At 61.2% G+C, this 24,634-nt stretch carries 20 protein-coding genes; 14 read left to right on the plus strand and 6 right to left on the minus strand.

Annotated features, from left to right (window positions below; translation table 11 throughout):
- Positions 1 to 115 precede the first annotated feature (115 nt).
- Positions 116 to 1,048 carry a proline iminopeptidase-family hydrolase gene (locus tag C4J89_RS07925; RefSeq protein WP_124366314.1) on the minus strand — a complete coding sequence of 311 codons (933 nt, stop codon included), beginning with the start codon at positions 1,046 to 1,048 and terminating at the stop codon, positions 116 to 118.
- A gap of 92 nt (positions 1,049 to 1,140) precedes the next feature.
- The gene (locus C4J89_RS07930; protein ID WP_124370070.1) at positions 1,141 to 1,905 is read right to left on the minus strand and encodes a LuxR family transcriptional regulator; all 765 of its coding nucleotides are present in this window, start codon (positions 1,903 to 1,905) and stop codon (positions 1,141 to 1,143) included.
- 183 nt (positions 1,906 to 2,088) lie between these two features.
- Between C4J89_RS07930 and C4J89_RS07935 the strand changes: the two genes are divergently transcribed.
- From C4J89_RS07935 to C4J89_RS07960, 6 genes are read left to right on the plus strand one after another with little or no spacing between them, the layout of a single operon-like run.
- Complete coding sequence (locus C4J89_RS07935) at positions 2,089 to 2,976, plus strand: proline iminopeptidase-family hydrolase (protein WP_124366316.1); 888 nt, start codon at positions 2,089 to 2,091, stop codon at positions 2,974 to 2,976.
- 3 nt (positions 2,977 to 2,979) lie between these two features.
- Positions 2,980 to 3,927 carry an ABC transporter permease gene (locus C4J89_RS07940; protein ID WP_124361846.1) on the plus strand — a complete coding sequence of 316 codons (948 nt, stop codon included), beginning with the start codon at positions 2,980 to 2,982 and terminating at the stop codon, positions 3,925 to 3,927.
- On the plus strand, positions 3,924 to 4,775 hold the full coding sequence (locus C4J89_RS07945; RefSeq protein ID WP_124406629.1) for an ABC transporter permease: 852 nt from the start codon (positions 3,924 to 3,926) through the stop codon (positions 4,773 to 4,775). Before C4J89_RS07940 ends, C4J89_RS07945 begins: the two co-directional genes overlap by 4 nt.
- Positions 4,772 to 5,728 (plus strand): ABC transporter ATP-binding protein, encoded by a 957-nt coding sequence (locus C4J89_RS07950; protein ID WP_124414178.1) that lies wholly within the window; start codon positions 4,772 to 4,774, stop codon positions 5,726 to 5,728. Before C4J89_RS07945 ends, C4J89_RS07950 begins: the two co-directional genes overlap by 4 nt.
- Complete coding sequence (locus tag C4J89_RS07955; RefSeq protein ID WP_124361849.1) at positions 5,725 to 6,744, plus strand: ABC transporter ATP-binding protein; 1,020 nt, start codon at positions 5,725 to 5,727, stop codon at positions 6,742 to 6,744. Before C4J89_RS07950 ends, C4J89_RS07955 begins: the two co-directional genes overlap by 4 nt.
- Positions 6,726 to 8,240, plus strand: coding sequence for an ABC transporter substrate-binding protein (locus C4J89_RS07960; protein WP_124414179.1), 1,515 nt, complete (start codon positions 6,726 to 6,728; stop codon positions 8,238 to 8,240). The genes C4J89_RS07955 and C4J89_RS07960 overlap by 19 nt, the downstream gene beginning before the upstream one ends.
- Before the next feature lie 132 nt (positions 8,241 to 8,372).
- Here C4J89_RS07960 and C4J89_RS07965 read toward each other — a convergent pair whose 3' ends face one another.
- From C4J89_RS07965 to C4J89_RS07980, 4 genes are all read right to left on the minus strand, one after another.
- Entirely contained in the window at positions 8,373 to 9,113 is a 741-nt protein-coding gene (locus tag C4J89_RS07965; protein WP_124414180.1) for a YciK family oxidoreductase, read from the minus strand.
- A 186-nt stretch (positions 9,114 to 9,299) separates the two neighbouring features.
- Positions 9,300 to 9,971 carry an N-acetylmuramic acid 6-phosphate phosphatase MupP gene (gene mupP, locus C4J89_RS07970; protein WP_124361852.1) on the minus strand — a complete coding sequence of 224 codons (672 nt, stop codon included), beginning with the start codon at positions 9,969 to 9,971 and terminating at the stop codon, positions 9,300 to 9,302.
- A 4-nt stretch (positions 9,972 to 9,975) separates the two neighbouring features.
- Positions 9,976 to 10,674 carry a bifunctional 2-polyprenyl-6-hydroxyphenol methylase/3-demethylubiquinol 3-O-methyltransferase UbiG gene (ubiG, locus tag C4J89_RS07975; protein ID WP_124361853.1) on the minus strand — a complete coding sequence of 233 codons (699 nt, stop codon included), beginning with the start codon at positions 10,672 to 10,674 and terminating at the stop codon, positions 9,976 to 9,978.
- Between the two features lie 29 nt (positions 10,675 to 10,703).
- Positions 10,704 to 12,035 carry a TRZ/ATZ family hydrolase gene (locus C4J89_RS07980; protein ID WP_124361854.1) on the minus strand — a complete coding sequence of 444 codons (1,332 nt, stop codon included), beginning with the start codon at positions 12,033 to 12,035 and terminating at the stop codon, positions 10,704 to 10,706.
- Positions 12,036 to 12,144: 109 nt separating this feature from the next.
- Between C4J89_RS07980 and mtnA the strand changes: the two genes are divergently transcribed.
- The 8 genes from mtnA to rpsA all read left to right on the plus strand — a co-directional run bounded on the left by mtnA (position 12,145) and on the right by rpsA (position 24,538).
- Complete coding sequence (gene mtnA, locus C4J89_RS07985; protein WP_124414181.1) at positions 12,145 to 13,215, plus strand: S-methyl-5-thioribose-1-phosphate isomerase; 1,071 nt, start codon at positions 12,145 to 12,147, stop codon at positions 13,213 to 13,215.
- 425 nt (positions 13,216 to 13,640) lie between these two features.
- Positions 13,641 to 16,295, plus strand: a complete 2,655-nt coding sequence (gene gyrA / locus C4J89_RS07990) for a DNA gyrase subunit A (protein ID WP_124414182.1) — start codon at positions 13,641 to 13,643, stop codon at positions 16,293 to 16,295.
- A 211-nt stretch (positions 16,296 to 16,506) separates the two neighbouring features.
- Complete coding sequence (gene serC, locus C4J89_RS07995; protein ID WP_124361857.1) at positions 16,507 to 17,592, plus strand: 3-phosphoserine/phosphohydroxythreonine transaminase; 1,086 nt, start codon at positions 16,507 to 16,509, stop codon at positions 17,590 to 17,592.
- Positions 17,592 to 18,686, plus strand: coding sequence for a prephenate dehydratase (gene pheA / locus C4J89_RS08000; RefSeq protein ID WP_094952927.1), 1,095 nt, complete (start codon positions 17,592 to 17,594; stop codon positions 18,684 to 18,686). Before serC ends, pheA begins: the two co-directional genes overlap by 1 nt.
- A gap of 9 nt (positions 18,687 to 18,695) precedes the next feature.
- A complete protein-coding gene (gene hisC, locus C4J89_RS08005; protein ID WP_124414183.1) occupies positions 18,696 to 19,808 on the plus strand; it encodes a histidinol-phosphate transaminase in 1,113 nt (370 codons plus the stop codon).
- A 28-nt stretch (positions 19,809 to 19,836) separates the two neighbouring features.
- Positions 19,837 to 22,047 carry a bifunctional prephenate dehydrogenase/3-phosphoshikimate 1-carboxyvinyltransferase gene (locus tag C4J89_RS08010; protein ID WP_256681809.1) on the plus strand — a complete coding sequence of 737 codons (2,211 nt, stop codon included), beginning with the start codon at positions 19,837 to 19,839 and terminating at the stop codon, positions 22,045 to 22,047.
- Positions 22,044 to 22,733, plus strand: coding sequence for a (d)CMP kinase (gene cmk / locus C4J89_RS08015; protein WP_005786302.1), 690 nt, complete (start codon positions 22,044 to 22,046; stop codon positions 22,731 to 22,733). The genes C4J89_RS08010 and cmk overlap by 4 nt, the downstream gene beginning before the upstream one ends.
- Before the next feature lie 119 nt (positions 22,734 to 22,852).
- Positions 22,853 to 24,538 (plus strand): 30S ribosomal protein S1, encoded by a 1,686-nt coding sequence (gene rpsA / locus C4J89_RS08020; protein WP_124361860.1) that lies wholly within the window; start codon positions 22,853 to 22,855, stop codon positions 24,536 to 24,538.
- Positions 24,539 to 24,634 lie beyond the last annotated feature (96 nt).

Consider the following 24,634-nt stretch of genomic DNA (forward strand, 5'->3'; position numbering starts at 1 on the left):
GCGAAAAACTCACAGGCACTGCGTTCATTCAGAAAGCACGCGTTACCGTTGACGTTTTTCGCGAGCAAGCTCGCTCCTACAAAAAGCCTTAAGGCTTGTCCCCCCACATTGGAATTCAGCCAGCCTTGAGCGCCGTGTGCTGCATTGAGCACACCTCATCCAGAAACTTCACCACTGTCCCCATGCACGCCTGGCGTTCTTCCACGTGGGGCATGTGGCTGGAGTCTTCGAACAGCGCCCAGCGTACGTCCGGGATTTCATCCAGGAACGGCTTGACCACCAACGGCGTGGCTTCGTCATGGCGACCGGAGATCACCAGGGTCGGCACCTTGATGGCCGACAGTCGGCCAATCACATTCCAGTCCTTCAAGCTGCCAATCACATGGAACTCGGTCGGGCCGCTCATGGCGTGGTACACCGTCGGGTCGGCATCGACCTGGGCGAAGGTGCGCGCCACCTCTTCCGGCCATGGGTTGACGCGGCACACGTGCTGGTCGTAGAAAATCCGCGAAGCCGCTTGGTATTCCGGGTCCTGGTAGTTACCGGCGGCCTCATGCTTGAGCAGGGTTTCATGCACACCTTCGGGCAACAATTTGCGCAGCCGATTGGCCTCGCTGACCCAGGTGCGCATGCATGTCGGTGAGTTGGCCGGGATAAAGGCACGCAGGCCCTTGGGCTGCAAAATGGCATGTTCGCTGCCGAGCATGCCGCCCCAGGATTGCCCGAGGATCGCGTAGTTGTCGCTGATTTGCAGGTGGTCGAGCAGGTTGTTCAACTCGTCGAGGAACAAACCGATGGTCCAAAAGGAAGAGGGTTTGTCAGGTAAATGCGTCGAGCGGCCATTGCCCAGCTGGTCGTAGTGAATGACCGCATGGCCGCTGGCGGCGACATCCTTGAACGCGTCGACGTAATCGTGGGTGCAGCCGGGTCCGCCATGGATGATCACCAGCGGTGTGCGGCCTGTCGCCAGTTCACCGGTGATGCGATACCACGTCTGATAGGCGCCGAAGGGTGCGTAGCCTTCGCGGACTTTCTCGATGAATTCCATTTCGTACCCTGCTCTGAAAAAAGGATCAGGGCTACGATAGTCTGCACGCAACGTTTAGGTAACTAGCAAAACAGCTAGGTTTTGCCTAAGGATCAATCGTCCAGCAACCGGTAGTGCGTGGCTCGCACCACCGCCTGCACGCGGTTCTTGGCGCCCAATTTGTGCATGGCCGACGCCAGGTGCAGGGTGACCACCGCCAGCGAACGGCTCAATTGCGCGGCGATCTCGGCCGCAGTCAAGCCATCGGCGGCCCATTTCAGGCACTCGCGCTCGCGTTTGGTCAGGTGGATATGCGGGTAGGTGCGCAACGCTTTGTTGAATAAAGGATAAGCCGCCTCCTGTAACGCATGGCTGATCACGCTGAAGTCCGACAAGGTTTGCTGCGCATCCTTCAATACCGTGCTCGCCGTACCGGTGCGCAGGCCGGTCAACGAGGCGAAGCCACCGCGGGGCAGGTGGATCGGTACGCTGACGCCGCAGGTCAGTTGCTGCTCGTGCAGGTAGGACGAAACGGGTGCATGGCAGGGGTCGATGATCGTTTGCAGGGCAGTCTCGGCCTTGGCCTCATAAGACCAGACAAATGGCGACACACTGTTCAAGGCCAAATGTTGAACCGGGTCGATCTGGTAGAACCCTTCGCTGCACCACAAGGCGTGCCAGTCGGTCGGCGTGTTGCGCAGTTGCAGCACCGAGGGCGTGATCAGCGCACCGTTGAGGTCGATAGGCACTGGCGTGTAGTCGTACACCAGCGCATCGAAGCCCAACTGTTGGGCGAGGATAAACGTATTGTCCATCTGCTCGTCCAGGCTCCTGCCCGGCATCAGACGACTATTGAAGGCAGTTAGCTTGGCCAGCATCCGTTCTGCTCCCGAATTCATTTGAATCTCGACTTGCTGCAAGTAGAATGCCACGCCCCGGCGAAGGACTGCCAGGCCAAACCTATAAGAAACGCTAGGTTATGGACACGCGGCATCCTCGGTAGTGTTGACGTGATAAACGGCCACTACCTGCCAGGCCGATACAACACAAGGAATGTATGCATGTGGCGTGAAATAGCCCCCGACCAGCGGTATAACGTGCAAGTCGACGGCCATAATCTCGTGGTCTACAGCTTTGGCGAAGGCGATGAGGTGCTGCTGTGCCTCAACGGCGGCCCGGGCCTGCCGTGTGACTATTTGCGCGACGCCCATGGCTGGCTCAAAGAACATAACCTGCGAGTGGTTGCATTCGACCAGCTTGGCACCGGCGCATCAGCCAGACCGAACGACGTTTCCTTGTGGGAAATCCGCCGTTATGTCGAAGAAGTTGAAACCGTCCGCCAGGCCCTGGACCTGGGCCGTGTGCACTTGCTCGGGCATTCCTGGGGTGGTTGGCTGGGCATTGAGTACGCCATTCATTATCCCGATGCGCTGAAAAGCCTGATCCTCGAAAACACCGTCGGCGATATTCCGCACCTGTCCCAGGAGCTTGAGCGCCTGCGCGGCGCCCTCGGCAGCGAAACCGTGGCCATGATGCAGCGTCATGAAGCCATGGGCACCCTCGACCACCCGCAGTATCAAGCCGCGATCACCTTGCTCAACTATCGCCACGTCTGCCGTCTGGATGAATGGCCGGAGCCGGTCAAACGCTCCCTCGGCGACTGGAACATGGGGCCCTACGAAACCATGCAAGGCCCCAACGAATTCCTGTATGTCGGCAACCTCAAGGACTGGAACCGCATCGCCGAAATGGCCGACTTCAGCATGCCGATGCTGATCACCACCGGCCAGCACGACGAACTCACCCCGGCCTGTGCCATGCGCATGAAAATGGCGGCCCGGCATGCCGAATTGCACGTATTTCCCAACAGCAGCCATATGCCGTTCTACGAAGAACCCCAGGCGTATTTCCCGGTGCTGCTGGACTTTCTCGCCCGCCACCGAGGCTGATGGATGAACCTGGCCCGCTACCGTTTCGTGTTGTCCCGGCCCCTGCAGTTGTTGCCGGTGCTGTTGGGCATCAGTTTGATCACCTTCGTGCTGGTACGCTCGATCCCGGGCGATCCGGCGCGTGCGCTGCTGGGCTCGCGCAGCACGCCGGACGCATTGCTGAAAATCCGCGCCCAGTACGGCCTCGATGAGCCGTTGTGGCTGCAATACTTCTATTTCCTGAAGAACCTGCTCAAGGGCGACCTCGGCCAATCGTTGTTGTACAAAGTCGACGCCCTCAAGCTGATCGTCACCCGCATCGAACCGACCCTGGTGCTGGTGCTCGGCAGCGTGGTGCTGGCACTGTTGATCGCGGTGCCGCTGGCGACACTGGCTGCGCGCAATAAAGGCGGCTGGCCCGACACCCTGATTCGCGTGTTCACCACGGTCGGCCTGGGCATGCCGGCGTTCTGGCTGGGTCTGATGCTGATCCTGTTGTTGAGTGTGCAATGGGGTCTGTTTCCGGTGTCCGGTTATGGCCGCACCTGGCTGGACAAGGCCCACCATATGCTGCTGCCGTGTCTGACCATTGCGCTCGCGCTGTCGGCGGTGCTGGTGCGTAATCTGCGCGCGAGCATGCTGGTGGAACTGCAGGCCGACCATGTCACCGCGGCACGGGCGCGGGGGCTGTCTGAAGCCGCCGTGTTCCGCCGCCATGTGGTGCCCAATTCGCTGGTGCCGGCGGTTAACCTGCTGGCAGTGAATATCGGCTGGCTGATCAGCGGCACGGTGGTCATCGAAAGCCTGTTCGCCATTCCCGGCATCGGCCAGTTGCTGGTGCGCGGTATTTTTACCCGCGATTACATGGTGGTGCAGGGCGTGGCGATGGTTCTGGCCTGTGCGACGGTGGTGGTCAACTTCGTCGCCGACGTGGTGACGGTGGCCCTCGACCCACGGGTGAAGATGCAATGAACAGCCGCCCATTGGTCGCCCCCTGGCGCCTGCGCCTGGGTTTTGGCAACGGTCGCCTGACTGCCGCATGGGGCCTGTTGATACTGTTTGCATGGTTGACCCTGGCGCTGTTCGCGCCGTGGATCGCCCCCTACGACCCCATCGCGCAGAACACCGAGATGAGTCTGCTCGCGCCCGGCATTGCGCACCCGTTCGGCACGGACAACTACGGCCGCGACATCCTTTCACGGGTGATCTGGGGCGCGCGCATCGACCTGCAACTGGCGATTGTCGGGGTGATCTTTCCGTTCATGATCGGCACCTTCGTCGGCGCGGTGTCCGGCTATATCGGTGGGCGCTTCGACAGTGTGTGCATGCGCGTGATCGATGTGGTGCTGGCGTTTCCGTTCCTGGTGCTGATGCTGGCGATCATGGCCATTCTCGGGCCTGGGCTGCAGAGCTTTTACATCGCCATGGCGCTGGTGGGCTGGGTGTCGTATGCGCGGTTGATCCGCTCGCAGATCCTGGTGCTCAAGGAAAGCGAGTTCGCCCTGGCTGCCAAGAGCCTGGGGTTTGGCCATGGGCGCATCCTGTTCCGGCATTTGCTGCCCAATGCGCTGTTCGGCTCGATTGTGTTTTCCATGTCCGACGCGGTGCTGGTGCTGCTCAACGGTGCGGCCGTGAGCTACCTGGGCCTGGGCGTGCAACCGCCCACCGCCGAATGGGGGACGATGGTCGCCGAGGGCCAGGCCTTTATCACTACCGCCTGGTGGATCTGCACCTTTCCAGGGGTGGCCATCGTGACCCTGGCCATGGGCTTCAGCCTGCTGGCCGATGGTGTGGCGCAGGTGTTGGGGGCTCGTTCATGAGCCTGCTGCAGGTGCGCGACCTCAGCGTGATCGCCAATAACGCCGGGCGCGAGTTGTGCCTGGTCGACCGCGTGTCCTTTGACCTGGCCGAAGGCGAGATCCTGGGCTTGGTCGGTGAAAGCGGTTCGGGCAAGACCTTGGCCTGTCGCGCGCTGATGCGCCTGTTGCCGTCGCCCAACCTGCGTGTACAAGGCGGCGCGGTGCAGTTGGCCGGCCAGGACCTGCTGCGCCTGGATGAAGCCGGCATGCGTACCATCCGGGGCGGGCAGTTGGGCATGATTTTCCAGAACCCCAGCAGTCACCTGGACCCGTTGATGCGTATCGGCGAGCAGATCGCCGAGGGCATCCGCCTGCATCAGGGCGCCTCGAAAAAAGACGCGCGGCTGCAGGCTATCGACGTGCTGCGCCAAGTCGGCATTCCCGACCCGCAAGCGCGGGTCGACAACTATCCCCATGAATTTTCCGGCGGCATGCGCCAGCGCGCGATGATTGCGGTAGCCCTGGGGTGCAACCCGAAGGTGCTGATCGCGGACGAACCCACCACCGCCCTCGATGTGACGGTGCAGGCGCAAATCCTGCGGCTGTTGCTCGACCTTCGCGACAAGCGTGGCCTGTCGATCATCATGATCACCCATGACCTCGGTGTAGTGGCGCAAAGCTGCGACTCCATCGCGGTGATGTACGCCGGGCGCCTGTGCGAACACGGCAGCAAATACGAACTGCTCGCCCACCCCCGGCATCCGTACACCGCCGGGCTGATCGATTGCCAGCCGGCCCACAGCAGCGGTTATGCATTGCTGCGCACTATCCCTGGCCAGCCGCCACTGCTTGACGCACTGCCTGACGGCTGCCGCTTCAACCCCCGCTGCCCGCAGGTCGGCGCGCTGTGTACGACGCTGTTGCCGGAAGGCGCACGGGTGGCGTGTCACTATCCCCTCGGAGAACGCCCATGAGTCTGCTGCAGATCAAGGACCTGGAGGTGCGCTTTGCCGCGTCCGGCACAGGCCTGTTCGGGTTGAACAAGCAGTGGGTGAGGGCGGTGAACGGGGTTTCACTGAACCTGGCCGCCGGTGAAACCCTTGGGCTGGTGGGCGAGTCCGGCAGCGGTAAAAGTACGTTGGGGCGGGCGATCTTGCACCTGAACCCGATCAGCGCCGGGCAGGTGTTGTTTGACGGTGTCGACATGGCCCAGGGCAGCGCCATCGATATTGCGCGGTTGCGCCAGGAAACCGCAATGATTTTCCAGGACCCTTACGCCGCCCTGAACCCGCGCCACACCCTCGGCGAAACCCTCGCCGAAGTGTTGCGGGTGCAGCGCAAGGTCGCACCGGAAAACATCCGCGCCCGGGTCGATGAGCTGCTCGAGCTGGTCGGCCTGCGGCCTGAATTGGCGTCGCGCAAGCCAGGCTCCCTCAGCGGCGGCCAGTGCCAGCGCGTGGGGATCGCAAGGGCGCTGGCGGTGGAGCCGCGCTTGATCATCGCCGACGAATGCGTGGCGGCGCTGGATGTGTCGATCCAGGGCCAGATCATCAACTTGCTGCTGCAATTGCAACAGCGCATGAACCTGGCGATCTTGTTCATCGCCCATGACCTGGCCATCGTGCGGCGCCTGTGCGACCGCGTGGCGGTGATGTACCTGGGCAAGATCGTCGAGGAGGGGCCGGTGGAAGCGGTGTTCACTGCACCGCGTCACCCGTATACGGCGGCGTTGATCGAAGCGATTCCACAGATTGACCCGCATCGTCCGTTACCGGCGCAGCCGCTGCCCGGCGAACCACCCAGCCCACTGAACCTGCCCACAGGTTGCGCGTTTCACCCGCGTTGCCGGTATGCCCGCGCCATGTGTTCCGTGGTGTTGCCGCCCACCCATTCGCTGCATGAGCATCGATACAGTTGCGTGCTTGAACAACCTTTGACCCTTCCTGCCCATCATGAACAAGGAGTTATGACATGCAATCGCGCCATTTGAAATTGCTCGCCGCCGCCACGCTGACCGCCTGGTCCCTCACTGCCGGCCTGGCCCAGGCCGCCGGCGTCTTGACCATCGGCTGCCGTGAAGACAGCACCACCTTCGACCCGATCAAAAGCGCGCAGAACCGCGATACCTGGGTGTTCGCCAACGTCTACGACACCCTGGTGCGCGTGGATAACCTGGGCACCAAAATGGAACCGGGCCTGGCACAAAGCTGGGAGATTTCCAAGGACGGCCTGACCTACACCTTTAAACTGCGCGAGGCGAAGTTTTCCGACGGTTCGCCGATCACCGCCAGCGATGCGGCGTTCAGCCTGTTGCGCATCCGTGATAACAAGGCGTCGCTGTGGAGTGACCCGTTCAGCCTGATCGACACCGCCAGGGCCAGCGATCCGAAGACGCTGGTGGTCACCCTGAAAACCCCGGCGGTGGCGTTTCTCTCGCAATTGGCCTCGCCAACGGTGTCGATCCTGTCGGAAAAAGCCATGACGGCGATGGGCGAAGACGCCTACTCGGAAAACCCGGTGACCTCCGGCGCCTTCACCGTGGACGAATGGCGCAAGGGCGACCGCGTGATCCTGAAGAAGAACCCGAACTTCTGGCAGGCCAGTAAGGTCAGCCTGGACGGCGTGGAATGGGTGTCGGTCACCGACGACAACACACGCATGCGCATGGTGCAGAACAACGAACTGGACACGGCGATCTTCGTACCCTTCTCCCGTGTCGAGGAGCTGAAGAAAGACCCGAACGTGGTGATCCACGCTGACCCGTCCACCCGCGAAGATCACCTGCTGATCAACCACGCGCACGGCCTGCTGGCCAAGCCGCAGGTGCGTGAAGCGCTGGACATGGCCATCGACAAACAATCGTTGGTGAAGACCGCCACTTACGGGCAAGGCACCGTGGCGTATTCCTACATCCCCAAAGGCTCGCTGTATCACTACGCCAATAACCTGCAGCGCCCATATGACCCGACTGCGGCCAAAAAGCTGCTGGCAGAGGCAGGCGCCAAGGACTTGAAGCTCAACTACGTGGTCAATGCCGGCAATGAAGCTGACGAGCAGATTGCGGTGATCATCAAGGACCAACTGGCCAAGGTTGGCGTCACCGCCAACCTGCAGAAAGTCGACCCGACCCAGAGCTGGCAGATGCTGGTGGACGGTGAGTACGATATTTCGGTGATGTACTGGACCAACGACATCCTCGACCCGGACCAGAAGACCACCTTCGTGCTGGGCCACGACACCAACCAGAACTACATGACCCGCTACCAGAACGACAAGGTCAAGGCGCTGGTGGCACAAGCGCGCATCGAGGCCGACCCGGCCAAGCGTGAGCAGATGTATGTGGAATTGCAGAAACTGGCGAAGCAGGATGTGAACTGGATCGATCTGTATTACAGCCCGTATATCAACATCTCACGCAAGAATGTGAGCAACTTCCTGCAGAACCCGCTGGGGCGCTTCACCCTTGAGGAAGTGGTGAAAAACTGACAAGCGCTGCAATACCAATGTGGGAGGGGGCTTGCTCCCGATAGCGGTGGATCAGCCAATTAATCTGTTGGCTGACACTCCGCTATCGGGAGCAAGCCCCCTCCCACATTTTGATTTAGGTTGTGTCAGGGGTTATTGCGCATCAAACGCCTGCCCATTGATGCCCGCACTGTCCGGCCCCATCAAATACAGGTACACCGGCATGATCTCTTCCGGCGCCGGCCTTTCCATCGGGTTTTCCCCTGGGTACGCCTGGGCTCGCATACTGGTGCGCGTACCGCCCGGGTTGATGCTGTTGGCGCGCACGGCGGCCACATCCTCCAGCTCATCGGCCAGGGTTTGCATCAAGCCTTCGGTTGCAAATTTTGACACGCCATAGGCACCCCAATACGCCCGGCCCTTGCGCCCGACGCTGCTGGAGGTGAACACCACCGACGCATCCTGGGACAGTTTGAGCAGCGGCAGCAAGGTGCTGGTCAGCATGAACATCGCGTTGACGTTCACGTGCATCACCCGCATGAAATTCTCGCCGGACAACTGTTCGATCGGTGTGCGCGGGCCGATGATCGAGGCGTTGTGCAGCAGGCCGTCGAGGCGGCCAAATTCCCTTTCGATCATCGCCGCCAGCTCGTCGTATTGATGGGGCAGGGCAGTCTCCAGGTTGAACGGGATCACCACCGGCTGCGGCTGGCCCGCCGCTTCGATCTCGTCATACACCTGGGCCAGGTTGGCTTCGGTCTTGCCCAGCAGCAGCACGGTGGCGCCGTGGGCGGCGTAGGTTTTCGCCGCAGCGGCGCCGATCCCACGGCCGGCACCCGTAACCAGGATGATGCGGCCTTTGAGCAGTTCTGGCGGTGCAGAGTAATCAAACATAAATAGCCTCGACAAAATTCAACAAGTCAGCATCCAATTTGAGCTCACTGGAGATCCAAATGTGGGAGGGGGCTTGCCCCCGATAGCGGAGGATCAGCCAACACATGCAGTGGCTGACACACTGCAATCGGGAGCAAGCCCCCTCCCACTTTTTGGATCTTCATCGGTCAGCAGCATCGCGAACAATCAGCAACTGCACAGCGCGTTATCCAGCACCTTGCGCAGTTCCAGCGGGTGGTCCACCACTACATCCGCGCCCCAGTGACGCGGGTTGTCATCCGGGTGAATGTAGCCGTAGGTGACCGCCGCCGTGCGCGTACCGGCATCGCGGCCTGACTCTATGTCGCGCAGGTCATCGCCGACGAAAAGCACGCTGGCCGGGTCCAGGTTCAGCAGCTTGCACGCCAGGAGCATCGGCTCCGGGTCCGGCTTGCTGTTTTTCACGTGGTCCGGGCAGATCAGCACGGCCGAGCGTTCGGCCAGGCCCAGTCGCTGCATGATCGGCTCGGCAAAGCGCACCGGCTTGTTGGTGACCACGCCCCAGATCAGCTTGGCCTTCTCAATGTCTTCCAGCAATTCGGCCATACCGTCGAACAGTTTGCTGTGCACCGCGCAGTCTTTGAGGTAGCGCTCGAGGAATTCCTGGCGCAGTGCTTCAAAGCCTGGCGACTCCGGGTCCATCGAGAAGGTCACGGCGACCATGGCCCGTGCGCCACCGGAGATTTCATCGCGAATATGCTGCGGGTTGACCGGTGCCAGGCCACGCTCGGCGCGCATGGCCTGGCAGATGGCGATAAAGTCTGGCGCGGTGTCCAGCAGGGTACCGTCCATGTCGAAGAGAACCGCTCGCAACTTCACAGGCTTACTCCTCGCGCAGGGTCTGGATCATGTAGTTGACGTCAACGTCGCTGGCCAGCTTGTAGTGCTTGGTCAGTGGGTTGTAGGTCAGGCCGATGATGTCTTTTACGCTGAGGCCGGCCTGACGGCTCCAGGCCCCCAACTCGGACGGGCGGATGAATTTCTTGAAGTCGTGGGTGCCGCGCGGCAGCAGCTTCATGATGTATTCGGCGCCAATGATCGCGAACAGATAAGCCTTGGGATTGCGGTTGATGGTGGAGAAGAACACCTGGCCGCCGGGCTTGACCATGCGGAAACAGGCGCGGATCACCGAAGACGGGTCGGGCACATGCTCGAGCATTTCCAGGCAGGTGACCACGTCGAACTGCTCGGGCATTTCCTCGGCCAGGGCTTCGGCGGTGATCTGGCGGTACTCCACGCTCACGCCGGATTCCAGCTGGTGCAGCTGGGCCACGGCCAGCGGCGCTTCGCCCATGTCGATGCCCATCACGGTAGCGCCACGCTGGGCCATGGCCTCGCTGAGGATGCCGCCGCCGCAACCGACGTCCAGCACCTTCTTGCCGGCCAGGTTGACGCGTTCGTCAATCCAGTTGACTCGCAGCGGGTTGATGTCGTGCAGGGGCTTGAACTCGCTTTCACGGTCCCACCAGCGGTGGGCCAGGGCTTCGAATTTGGCGATTTCGGCGTGGTCGACGTTGCTCATGGTGAATCCTCTGAATCTGATAAATCGGTTTATTCGCTGTGCCCGCTGATGCGCTGGCCCCAGCCAATGGCCGTGGCGGTCAGCTGTTGTTCATCCATGCGGGTCAATCGTCGGTCGTCGAGCAACTGCTTGCCGGCGACCCAAAGGTGTTTCACGCAATCGCGACCGGTAGCGTAGATAAGCTGTGAGACCGGATCGTAGATCGGTTGTTGCGCCAGCCCCGAAAGGTCGAAGGCGACGATATCTGCGGCCTTGCCAACTTCCAGCGAGCCGATCTGGCTGTCCAGGCCCATCGCCCGCGCGCCATTGAGGGTCGCCATGCGCAGCGCGCGATGGGCGTCCAGCGCGGTGGCCGAACCAGCGACCGCCTTGGCCAGCATGGCGGCGGTGCGGGTTTCGCCCAACAGGTCGAGGTCGTTGTTGCTGGCGGCGCCGTCAGTGCCTATAGCCACATTGACGCCAGCCTGCCACAGGCGTTCAACCGGACAGAAGCCGCTGGCCAGTTTCAGGTTCGATTCCGGGCAATGAATGACGCTGGTGTTGCTTTCTACCAGCAAAGCCAAGTCATCCTCGCTGATTTGGGTCATATGAACGGCCTGGAAGCGCGGGCCCAGCAAGCCAAGGCGACCCAGGCGTGCCAATGGCCGCTCGCCGGTCTGTTCCACGGCCTGCTGCACTTCAAAGGCGGTTTCGTGCACATGCATATGAATTGCGGCGTCCAGCTCTTCGGCGATCACCCGGATTTTCTCCAGGTTGTCATCGTTGACGGTGTAAGGCGCGTGGGGGCCGAACGTGATCTTGATGCGGGGATGGTGCTTGAGGTCGCCGAACAGCTCGATACCCTGGCGCATTGCCTCATCGGCGCTGCTTGCGCCAGGAATCGGAAAATCCAGGATCGGAATGGCGATCTGCGCGCGCATGCCGCTGTTGTGCACGCAGTCGCTGGCGACCTTGGGGTAGAAATACATGTCGGAGAAGCAGGTGATGCCGCCCTTGAGCTGCTCGGCGATGGCCAGGTTGGTGCCGTCGCGCACGAAGGCTTCATCGACCCACTTGGCTTCGGCGGGCCAGATGTGTTTTTCCAGCCAGGTCATCAACGGCAGGTCATCGGCCAAGCCGCGAAACAGGCTCATCGCCGCATGCCCATGGGCGTTGATCAGGCCCGGGCTGAGCAGCATGCCGGGCAGCTCGCGCACTTCGCTGGCTTCAAGCTTGAGCGCCGCCGCCCGTGGCCCGATAAACACGATGCAGCCGTCGCGGATACCCAGGCCATGCTCCTTGAGCACCACGCCAGCAGGTTCGACGGGGACCAGCCAGGTCGGCAGGAGCAATAAGTCGAGCGGGGCGGCAGTGGGCGTCATCGCAGGCTTCTTCCTGGGCAGCTATAAAAGAAGGGCGAAGTATACCCGAGCGTCCTGGCTGGCGGATCGCTATAATCGGCGGCTTTTGTTCATGAGTACGGGGAAAGGGATGCGCGACCGACTGTTGGCTGCAGAGAAGGTGAAGGCCATCGATTGGCGTGATGGCGTGCTGCACCTGCTCGATCAGCGTGCGCTGCCGGCCCGGGAATGCTGGGTGGCCTGCTCGACCGTCGGCGAGGTGGCCGCCGCCATCCGCTCGATGGTGGTACGCGGCGCGTCGGCCATCGGCATCAGCGCGGCCTACGGGCTGGTGCTGGCTGCTCGCGAGCGCATGGCCGAAGGCGGCGACTGGCAGGCGGCCTGGGAAGAAGACTACGCACTGCTGGCCGATACCCGACCCACTGCATCGAACCTGTTCTGGGCGCTGAAATGCATGCGCGACCGCCTCGACCGTCTCAAGCAGCACGCCGACCCATTGGCGGTGCTGGAAGCTGAAGCCATTGCGATCCATGAAAGCGACCGCGAGGCCAATGTGGTCATGGCCCAATTGGGTATGGAGAGGATTCGCAAGCACCAGGGCAACGCCCAGGCGATCCTCACCCATGGCAACGCCGGCGCATTGGCCTCGGGCGGTGTCGGCACGGCCCTCGGGGTGATTCGTGCGGCGTTCCTGGAAGGGCTGGTCGAGCAGGTCTATGCCAACGAAACCCGTCCCTGGCTGCAAGGCTCGCGCCTGACGGCGTGGGAGTTGGCGGGCGAGGGTATCCCGGTGACGGTCAATGCCGACTCCGCCGGGGCGCATATCCTCAAAGCCAAAGGCGTGACCTGGGTGGTGGTTGGCGCTGACTGCATCGCGGCCAATGGCGATGTGATCGGCAAGATCGGCACCTATCAGTTGGCCGTGTGTGCCATGCACCACGGCGTGCGCTTTATGGTGGTGGCGTCGAGCTCGACCCTCGACCTGATGATGGCCACTGGCGATGATGTGGCCTTGGAAGAGCGTGATGTGGCTGAGTTGCTGGAGGTGAATGGCCAGCGGCTGGAGGTGCAGGCCTTCAACCCGGTTTTCGATGTCACCCCGGCCGACCTGATCGACGTGATCGTCACCGAGAAAGGTGTGGTGGAGCGGCCGGATGCGGCCAAGCTGGCCAGGTTGATGTGCCGTAAGCGGCTGCATTGAGGGTGGTGGTGTTTGTTGAAGAGCAATCGGGAGCAAGCCCCCTCCCACATTTGATTTGTGAACACAGTCAAAATGTGGGAGGGGGCTTGCTCCCCGATTGGCCCTAAAAGTCAATAAAACTTCCGGATCCACCCCCAAAAAACAGCACCACCCCATCTCTGAGCCTCTCTCGTCCTCCTCAAGCCTGTCATTCATCAAATTACTAGCCTCCATGCGCATCAGGGGGATAGGTGCGTGGCGGCGATTGTGATAACATCCGGCGGTTTCCAGGGCCGCCCCGAGGGGTTGCCCATAACGTGCAGATCCGTGTCATAACTCGTTGATTTGTCGTAAGTCGTTGTCAGGCACCGTGCCGGCAGCGGCGAGCTTCGTTCGTCCCATCTGGACGTGACGAAGTTTCACCCGAAAAAGGAATCAGGCTTCTCATGGGCGAACTGGCCAAAGAAATCCTCCCGGTCAATATCGAAGACGAGCTGAAACAGTCCTACCTCGACTACGCGATGAGCGTAATTGTCGGTCGGGCACTGCCTGATGCGCGCGATGGCTTGAAGCCCGTGCACCGGCGTGTGCTGTTCGCGATGAGCGAGCTGGGTAACGACTGGAACAAGCCGTACAAGAAATCTGCTCGTGTTGTCGGTGACGTGATCGGTAAGTATCACCCTCACGGCGACACTGCGGTGTACGACACCATCGTTCGGATGGCCCAGCCGTTTTCCCTGCGCTACCTGCTGGTAGACGGCCAGGGCAACTTCGGTTCGGTCGACGGCGACAACGCCGCAGCCATGCGATACACCGAAGTGCGCATGACGAAGCTGGCGCACGAGCTGCTGGCCGACCTGCATAAAGAAACCGTGGACTGGGTGCCGAACTACGACGGCACCGAAATGATCCCGGCCGTCATGCCCACCCGTATTCCCAACCTGCTGGTCAACGGTTCCAGCGGTATCGCCGTGGGCATGGCCACCAACATCCCGCCGCACAACCTCGGTGAAGTGATCGACGGTTGCCTGGCCCTCATCGACAACCCCGAGCTGACCATCGATGAGTTGATGCAATACATCCCCGGCCCGGACTTCCCGACCGCCGCGATCATCAACGGTCGCGCCGGCATCATCGAAGCCTACCGCACCGGCCGTGGCCGCATTTACATGCGTGCCCGCTCGATGATCGAAGACATCGACAAGGTCGGTGGCCGCCAGCAGATCGTCATCACCGAACTTCCGTACCAGTTGAACAAGGCGCGCCTGATCGAAAAGATCGCCGAGCTGGTTAAAGAGAAGAAGCTCGAAGGCATCACCGAGCTGCGCGACGAGTCCGACAAAGACGGTATGCGCGTGGTGATCGAGCTGCGTCGTGGCGAAGTGCCTGAGGTGATCCTCAACAACCTCTACGCCCAGACCCAGCTGCAAAGCGTGTTTGGTATCAACGTTGTTGCGCTGATCGATGGCCGCCCGCGCATCCTGAACCTCAAGGACCTGCTGGAAGCCTTCGTGCGTCACCGTCGCGAAGTCGTCACCCGTCGTACCGTGTTCGAACTGCGCAAGGCCCGCGAGCGCGGCCACATCCTGGAAGGCCAGGCAGTTGCGCTGTCGAACATCGACCCGGTGATCGCCCTGATCAAGGCCTCGCCAACCCCGTCGGAAGCCAAGGAAGCGCTGATCAGCACGCCTTGGGAGTCCAGCGCTGTGGTCGCGATGGTTGAACGCGCCGGCGCCGACTCGTGCCGTCCGGAAACCCTGGATCCGCAATACGGCCTGCGCGAAGGCAAGTACTTCCTGTCGCCGGAACAGGCCCAGGCCATCCTGGAACTGCGCCTGCACCGCCTGACCGGTCTGGAGCACGAGAAGCTGCTGGCCGAGTACCAGGAAATCCTCAACCAGATCGGCGAGTTGATCCGCATCCTCAACAGCGCCGTGCGCCTGATGGAAGTGATCCGCGAAGAACTCGAAGTGATCCGCGCCGAATACGGCGACGTGCGCCGTACCGAAATCCTCGACGCGCGCCTCGACCTGACCCTGGGTGACATGATCCCGGAAGAAGAGCGCGTGGTGACCATCTCCCACGGCGGCTATGCCAAGACCCAGCCATTGGCGGCCTACCAGGCCCAGCGTCGTGGCGGTAAAGGTAAATCGGCTACCGGCGTTAAGGATGAGGACTACATCGCTCACCTGCTGGTTGCCAACAGCCACACCACGCTGCTGCTGTTCTCCAGCAAGGGCAAGGTGTACTGGTTGAAAACCTACGAAATCCCTGAAGCCTCCCGCGCTGCCCGTGGTCGCCCACTGGTCAACCTGCTGCCGCTGGACAGTGATGAATACATCACCACCATGCTGCCGGTCGATGAATACACCGAGGGTCACTTCATCTTCATGGCCACCGCCAAAGGCACCGTGAAGAAGACCCCGCTGGAATCCTTCAGCCGTCAACGCAGCGTGGGCCTGATCGCCCTGGAACTGGATGAAGGCGACGTGCTGATTTCGGCGGCCATTACCGATGGCGAGCGCGAAGTCATGCTGTTCTCCGACGGCGGCAAGGTCACGCGCTTCAAGGAATCCGACGTTCGCGCCATGGGCCGTACTGCCCGTGGTGTGCGCGGCATGCGCCTGCCGGAAGGGCAGAAGCTGATTTCCATGCTGATCCCGGAAGAAGGCAGCCAGATCCTTACCGCGTCCGAGCGTGGCTACGGCAAGCGCACCGCCATCAGCGAGTTCCCGGAGTACAAGCGTGGCGGCCAGGGCGTGATCGCCATGGTCAGCAACGACCGCAACGGTCGTCTGGTCGGCGCGGTGCAGGTGCTCGACGGCGAGGAAATCATGCTGATTTCCGACCAGGGCACCCTGGTACGTACCCGCGTGGCAGAAGTCTCGAGCCTGGGCCGTAACACCCAGGGCGTGACTTTGATCAAGCTGGCCAAGGACGAGAAGCTGGTCGGTCTTGAGCGTGTGCAGGAGCCTTCGGAAGTTGAAGGTGAAGAGCTGGAAGGTGAGGAGTTTGAAGGCGAGGTGATCGCAACCGGCGATGACCACGTCGACGAGCCAACCCTCGATGCTGCCGCAGACGAAGAAGAACCGCAGGAATAAGCGGACACACAGGGGGCGGATGAAGATTCGCCCCCTTGTTGTTTGTCCCCTTTGAAATACAACGCCGCCCCCTGTAGGAGCGAGCTTGCTCGCGAAAATCGCCAACGATAACGCGGGCTGCCAGAGACGCCCTTGCGCTCTCGGGTTTTTCGCGAGCAAGCTCGCTCCTACAGTGTTTGATTTCAGTCCCACCAGATCAGAGAGATTGGATGTGAGCAAGAGAGCCTATAACTTCTGTGCCGGTCCCGCGGCGCTTCCTGAAGCAGTCCTGCAGCGCGCGCAGGCTGAACTCCTCGACTGGCATGGAAAAGGCCTCTCCGTGATGGAAATGAGCCATCGCAGCGATGAGTTCGTATCCATCGCCACCAAGGCTGAGCAGGACCTGCGCGACTTGCTGGGCATCCCTTCCCACTACAAAGTGCTGTTCCTGCAGGGCGGCGCCAGCCAGCAGTTCGCCCAGATCCCGCTGAACCTGCTGCCGGAAGACGGCACGGCGGACTATATCGACACCGGTATCTGGGGGCAGAAGGCCATTGAAGAGGCCTCCCGCTACGGTCACGTCAACGTGGCAGGCACCGCCAAGCCTTATGACTACTTCGCCATTCCGGGTCAGAACGAATGGAAACTGTCGAAGGACGCGGCCTACGTGCACTACGTCGCCAACGAAACCATCGGCGGCCTGGAATTCGACTGGGTGCCGCAGGTGGGCGACGTTCCACTGGTGTGCGACATGTCTTCGGACATCCTCTCGCGCCCGATCGATGTGTCCAAGTACGGCATGATCTACGCCGGCGCGCAGAAAAACATCGGCCCGAGCGGCATCCTGGTCAACATCATCCGTGAAGACCTGCTGGGCCGCGCCCGCTCGCTGTGCCCGACCATGCTCAACTACAAGGTCGCGGCCGATAACGGCTCGATGTACAACACTCCGCCGGCGTTCGCCTGGTACTTGTCCGGCCTAGTGTTCGAATGGCTCAAGGAGCAGGGCGGCGTGGCGGCCATGGGTAAGCTCAACGAAGTGAAGAAGCGCACCCTGTACGACTTCATCGACGCCAGCGGCTTGTACAGCAACCCGATCAACCTCAGCGACCGCTCGTGGATGAACGTGCCGTTCCGCCTGGCTGACGACCGCCTGGACAAGCCATTCCTGGCCGGCGCCGAAGCGCGTGGCCTGTTGAACCTCAAGGGCCACCGTTCGGTCGGCGGCATGCGCGCCTCCATCTATAACGCTGTCGACATCCACGCGATCAACGCGCTGGTTGCCTACATGGCAGAGTTTGAAAAGGAACACGGCTAATGTCTGAGCAAGAACTCAAGGCCCTGCGTGTACGCATCGACAGCCTGGACGAGAAAGTCCTCGAGCTGATCAGTGAGCGCGCACGCTGCGCCCAGGAAGTGGCGCGGGTAAAAATGGCGTCTTTGGCAGAAGGCGAAGTGCCGGTGTTCTACCGGCCTGAGCGAGAAGCCCAGGTGCTCAAGCGCGTGATGGAACGCAACCAAGGCCCGCTGGGCAACGAAGAGATGGCGCGGTTGTTCCGTGAAATCATGTCCTCGTGCCTGGCCTTGGAGCAGCCGCTGAAAGTGGCGTACCTCGGCCCGGAAGGCACCTTCACCCAAGCGGCGGCCATGAAACATTTCGGCCATGCGGTGATCAGTAAGCCGATGGCGGCGATCGACGAAGTGTTCCGCGAAGTGGCGGCCGGTGCGGTGAATTTTGGCGTGGTGCCGGTGGAAAATTCCACCGAAGGCGCGGTCAACCACACGCTGGACAGCTTCCTCGAACACGACATGGTGATCTGCGGTGAGGTCGAGCTGCGTATCCACCATCACCTGTTGGTGGGCGAGAACACCAAGACCGACAGCATCAGCCGGATCTATTCCCACGCCCAGTCCCTGGCCCAGTGCCGCAAGTGGCTGGATGCGCATTACCCGAATGTCGAGCGCGTGGCGGTCTCCAGCAATGCCGAGGCGGCCAAGCGGGTCAAGGGCGAGTGGAACTCGGCGGCGATTGCTGGCGATATGGCGGCAGGCCTGTATGGCTTGACGCGCCTGGCCGAGAAAATCGAGGACCGCCCGGACAACTCCACGCGTTTCCTGATGATCGGTAGCCAGGAAGTGCCGCCCACCGGCGACGACAAGACGTCGATCATCGTTTCCATGAGCAACAAGCCCGGCGCGCTGCATGAGCTGCTGGTGCCGTTCCACGACAACGGCATCGACCTGACGCGCATCGAGACGCGTCCTTCGCGCAGCGGTAAATGGACCTACGTGTTCTTCATCGACTTCATCGGGCATCACCGCGACCCACTGGTCAAAGGCGTGCTGGAGAAAATCAGCCAGGAGGCCGTGGCACTCAAGGTGCTGGGCTCTTACCCGAAAGCGGTTTTGTGAGGCTTTAACATGAGTGGCAACTTCCTCGCCCTGGCGCAGCCGGGCGTGCAACAACTGTCGCCTTACGTTCCGGGCAAGCCTGTGGACGAGCTGGCGCGTGAGTTGAATCTGGACCCGTCCAAGATCGTCAAGCTGGCGAGTAACGAAAACCCGCTGGGCCCGAGCCCCAAGGTGCTGGCGGCGATTCGTGAAGAGCTGGCTGAGCTGACCCGTTACCCCGACGGCAACGGCTTTGCCCTCAAGTCGCTGCTGGCGCAAAAATGCCGGGTCGAGCTGAATCAGGTGACCCTGGGCAACGGTTCCAACGACATCCTCGAGCTGGTCGGTCGCGCTTATCTGGCGCCGGGCCTGAATGCGGTGTTCAGTGAGCATGCCTTTGCGGTCTACCCGATCGTGACCCAGGCCGTAGGCGCGGATGCCCGCGTTATACCGGCAAAAGAGTGGGGCCATGACCTGCCGGCGATGCTGGCGGCCATCGACGCCCAGACCCGCGTGGTGTTCATTGCCAACCCGAACAACCCCACCGGTACCTGGTTCGACGCACAGGCGCTGGACGACTTCCTGCAAGGCGTGCCCGAGCATGTGCTGGTGGTGCTGGACGAGGCTTACATCGAGTACGCCGAAGGCAGCGACCTGCCGGATGGCCTGGACTTCCTGGCGGCCTACCCGAACCTGCTGGTGTCGCGCACGTTCTCCAAGGCCTATGGCCTGGCCTCGCTGCGGGTCGGCTACGGCTTGTCCACGGCGGTGGTTGCCGATGTGCTGAACCGCGTGCGCCAGCCGTTCAACGTCAACAGTCTCGCCCTGGCGGCGGCCTGTGCGGCGATCAAGGATGCCGACTATCTGGCAGAAAGCCGTCGCCTCAACGAAAGCGGCATGCAGCAATTGCAGGCAGGTTTCCGCGAGCTGGGCCTGGGCTGGATTGCGTCCAAGGGCAACTTCATCTGTGTCGACCTCGGCCAGGTAGCCGCCCCGGTCTTCCAGGGTTTGCTGCGCGAAGGCGTGATCGTGCGTCCGGTGGCCAATTACGGCATGCCGAATCACCTGCGTGTCACCATCGGTTTGCCGGCTGAGAACAGCCGCTTCCTGGAGGCGTTGGCCAAGGTTCTGGCCCGTGGTTGATGTCACTGCATTGCAACCTGCTGTGCCTATGATCGGTCGCCTGGTGGTGGTCGGTCTTGGGTTGATCGGTGGCTCCTTCGCCAAAGGCCTGCGTGAGAGTGGTTTGTGTGGCGAAGTGGTCGGCGTGGACCTGGACCCGCAATCGCGCCAGTTGGCGGTAGAACTGGGGGTGGTAGACCGTTGTGAGGCGGACCTGGCCGTCGCGTGCCGGGGCGCCGACGTGATCCAGCTGGCGGTACCGATCCTGGCCATGGAAAAGCTCTTGGCGATTTTGGCCGGCCTGGACCTGGGCAGCGCGATTCTCACGGATGTCGGCAGTGCCAAAGGCAATGTGGTGCGCGCGGCGCAACTGGCGTTTGGTGAAATGCCGCCGCGCTTCGTGCCGGGCCATCCGATTGCCGGTTCCGAGCAGAGCGGGGTGGAAGCGTCCAATGCGCAGCTGTTTCGTCGGCACAAAGTGATCCTGACCCCGCTTGCGCAGACCGACCCAGCGGCGTTGGCCGTGGTGGATCGGCTGTGGCGGGAGCTGGGGGCGGACGTGGAGCATATGCAGGTCGAACGCCACGACGAAGTGCTCGCTGCTACCAGTCATCTGCCCCATCTGCTGGCGTTTGGCCTGGTGGATTCGTTGGCCAAGCGCAACGAAAATCTGGAGATTTTCCGCTATGCCGCCGGAGGCTTTCGCGACTTCACGCGGATTGCCGGCAGCGATCCGGTGATGTGGCATGACATCTTCCTCGCCAATCGCGAAGCGGTGTTGCGCACCCTGGACACCTTCCGCAGCGACCTGGATGCCTTGCGTGATGCGGTGGATGCAGGTGATGGTCACCAATTACTGGGCGTGTTCACCCGTGCGCGGGTGGCGCGTGAGCACTTCAGCAAGATCCTGGCGCGCCGGGCTTACATGGAAACCTCCGTGGACGCCGACGAACTGACGTTCATCGCCAGCCCCGGTGGCCGCTTGAGCGGGCGCATCCGGGTGCCGGGTGACAAGTCGATCTCCCATCGGTCGATCATGCTGGGCTCACTGGCCGACGGCGTGACCGAAGTTGAAGGCTTCCTGGAGGGCGAGGATGCCCTGGCGACGTTGCAGGCGTTCCGCGATATGGGCGTGGTGATTGAAGGGCCGCACCATGGGCGGGTGACGATTCATGGCGTGGGTTTGCACGGCTTGAAACCGGCGCCAGGGCCGATTTACCTGGGTAACTCCGGAACGTCCATGCGCCTGTTGTCCGGGTTGCTGGCGGCGCAGCGCTTCGACAGCGTGCTGACGGGCGATGCGTCGCTGTCCAGGCGCCCGATGAGTCGCGTGGCTGAGCCGTTGCGGGAAATGGGCGCAGTGATCGAGACCGGGCCGCAAGGGCGTCCGCCGCTGACCATCCGCGGTGGCCAGGCGCTGAAAGGCTTGAATTATGTAATGCCGATGGCCAGCGCCCAGGTGAAATCCTGCCTGTTGTTGGCCGGGCTGTATGCCGAAGGTAAAACCTGCGTGACCGAGCCTGCACCGACCCGCGACCATACCGAACGCATGTTGCGCGGTTTTGGCTATCCGGTAGGTGTGGAGGGCGCGACGGCGTCGGTTGAATCCGGGCATGCGTTGACCGCTACCCATATAGAGGTACCGGGAGACATTTCCTCGTCGGCTTTTTTCCTGGTCGCAGCTACGATTGCCGAGGGTTCCGAGCTGTTGCTGGAACATGTCGGTATCAACCCGACCCGCACCGGGGTGATCGATATCCTGCGCCTGATGGGTGCAGACATCACCTTGGAAAACCCGCGTGAAGTGGGTGGTGAACCGGTCGCCGACCTGCGTGTACGCGCGGCTGTACTCAAGGGTATCGAGATTCCCGAAGCGCTGGTGCCGCTGGCGATCGATGAGTTCCCCGTGCTGTTCGTCGCCGCCGCCTGCGCGCAGGGGCGCACCGTGCTGCGCGGTGCCGAGGAGTTGCGGGTGAAGGAGTCCGACCGTATCCAGGTCATGGCCGACGGTCTGTTGGCGCTGGGTGTGAAGTGTGAACCGACGCCTGATGGGATTATCATCGACGGCGGCGCGATAGACGGTGGCGACGTGCATGCCCATGGCGATCATCGGATTGCCATGGCGTTCAGCGTGGCGTCCTTACGAGCGGCGGCGCCGATTCGTATCCGTGATTGCGCCAACGTTGCTACATCTTTTCCGAATTTTCTTACACTGTGTGCCCACGTCGGCATGCGTGTAGCCCAAGAGGCTCAATTGTGAATATCAAAGCACCGGTGATTACCATCGACGGGCCAAGCGGCTCGGGCAAAGGCACGATCGCCGGCATCCTGGCCAAGCGCCTGGGCTGGTGCCTGCTGGATTCCGGGGCGCTGTATCGCCTGCTGGCGTTCGCTGCGCGCAACCACGGTGTCGACCTGACCAACGAAGAGTTGCTGACGAAAATCGCCGCCCATCTGGACGTGCAGTTCATCGCGGCGACCGACGGTCAATTGCAGCGCATCATCCTCGAAGGTGATGAAGTCAGTGACGTGATCCGCACCGAGAGTATCGGCGCCGGCGCGTCCCAGGTGGCGGCTCTGCCGGCGGTTCGCGAGGCTTTGCTGCAGCGCCAGCGCGCGTTTCAGGAGCCGCCGGGCCTGGTGGCCGACGGCCGCGACATGGGCACCGTGGTGTTTCCCGAGGCGCCTTTGAAGATTTTCCTGACCGCCAGCGCCGAGGAGCGTGCTCGTCGCCGCTACTTGCAGTTGAAGGGCAAAGTCGATGGTGTTAGTCTGTCGAGTCTGCTAGATGAGATCCGTGCACGCGATGAGCGTGATACCCAGCGTGCGGTAGCCCCGCTCAAGCCGGCGGCTGACGCCATACAGCTGGATTCCACGGAGTTGTCCATCGAGCAGGTGCTGGAACGCATCATGAGCGAGATCGCCATTCGCGATATCGCCGGGTGACCAAGAAGGTTGCAGGGGACCAGTCATAGTCCTGCAGCGCTTCTTTTAATTGAAACTGACCCACACCGTCTGGGGTGTGGAGATGGGCGTATTCTTCGCCCTTATCAACAGGAATTAAAATGAGCGAAAGCTTTGCGGAACTCTTTGAAGAAAGCCTAAAAACCCTGAACCTTCAGGCAGGCTCCATCATCACCGGTGTTATCGTTGATATCGATTACCAAGCTCGCTGGGTAACCGTTCACGCTGGTCTGAAGTCTGAAGCTCTGATCCCGCTGGAACAGTTCTACAACGATGCTGGTGATCTGACAATCAATGTCGGTGACGAAGTTCACGTTGCTCTGGACTCGGTTGAAGACGGTTTCGGTGAAACCAAGCTGTCCCGTGAAAAAGCCAAGCGCGCTGAATGCTGGATTGTTCTCGAAGCAGCCTTCGCAGCTGAAGAAGTGGTCAAGGGCGTTATCAACGGTAAGGTTAAAGGCGGCTTCACTGTCGACGTTAACGGCATCCGTGCGTTCCTGCCAGGTTCTTTGGTCGACGTTCGTCCAGTGCGCGACACCACGCACCTGGAAGGCAAAGAACTCGAATTCAAGGTCATCAAACTCGACCAGAAGCGCAACAACGTTGTCGTTTCCCGTCGCAGCGTGCTGGAAGCAGAGAACTCCGCCGAGCGTGAAGCTCTGCTGGAATCCCTGCAGGAAGGCCAACAAGTCAAAGGTATCGTCAAGAACCTCACCGATTACGGCGCATTCGTCGATCTGGGTGGCGTCGATGGCCTGCTGCACATTACCGACATGGCTTGGAAGCGTATCAAGCATCCATCGGAAATCGTCAACGTTGGCGATGAGATCGATGTCAAGGTTCTGAAATACGATCGCGAACGCAACCGTGTTTCCCTGGGCCTGAAGCAACTGGGTGAAGATCCATGGGTCGCTATCAAAGCCCGTTACCCAGAAGGCACCCGCGTGACCGCGCGTGTTACCAACCTGACTGACTACGGCTGCTTCGCTGAGCTGGAAGAAGGCGTTGAAGGCCTGGTACACGTTTCCGAAATGGACTGGACCAACAAGAACATCCACCCTTCGAAAGTCGTACAAGTCGGCGACGAAGTGGAAGTTATGGTTCTGGACATCGACGAAGAGCGTCGTCGTATCTCCCTAGGCATCAAGCAGTGCAAATCTAACCCATGGGAAGATTTCTCTGGCCAGTTCAACAAGGGCGATAAAATCTCCGGCACCATCAAGTCGATCACCGATTTCGGTATCTTCATTGGTCTGGACGGCGGCATCGACGGCCTGGTTCACCTGTCCGACATCTCCTGGAACGAAGTTGGCGAAGAAGCTGTTCGTCGTTTCAAGAAGGGCGACGAGCTGGACACCGTTATCCTGTCGGTTGACCCAGAGCGCGAGCGCATCTCCCTGGGTATCAAGCAACTGGAAAGCGATCCGTTCTCCGAGTACGTTCAAGAGAACGACAAAGGCGCCATCGTTAAAGGTACAGTGAAAGAAGTTGACGCCAAAGGCGCCATCATCACTCTGGCCGACGATATCGAAGCGACTCTGAAAGCCTCCGAAATCAGCCGTGACCGCGTTGAAGACGCGCGCAACGTTCTGAAAGAAGGCCAGGAAGTAGAAGCCAAGATCATCAGCGTTGACCGCAAGAGCCGCGTAATCCAACTCTCCATCAAGTCCAAAGACGAAGTGGAAGAGAAAGAAGCTATCCAGAGCCTGAAAGAAGCTCCGGCAGCTGCAACTGGCGAGACCACCATGGCCTCCCTGCTGCGCGAAGCAATGGCTAAGCAGAACTAAGTTCTGTAAAGCTGTAGGAAAAGGGCGACTTCGGTCGCCCTTTTTTGTGCCTGAAATTTGATGAATCAACACCGCCGAACCAAGGCATTCAGCCTG

The organism is Pseudomonas sp. R4-35-07, from assembly GCF_003852235.1.
In the GTDB taxonomy this organism is placed as follows: domain Bacteria; phylum Pseudomonadota; class Gammaproteobacteria; order Pseudomonadales; family Pseudomonadaceae; genus Aquipseudomonas.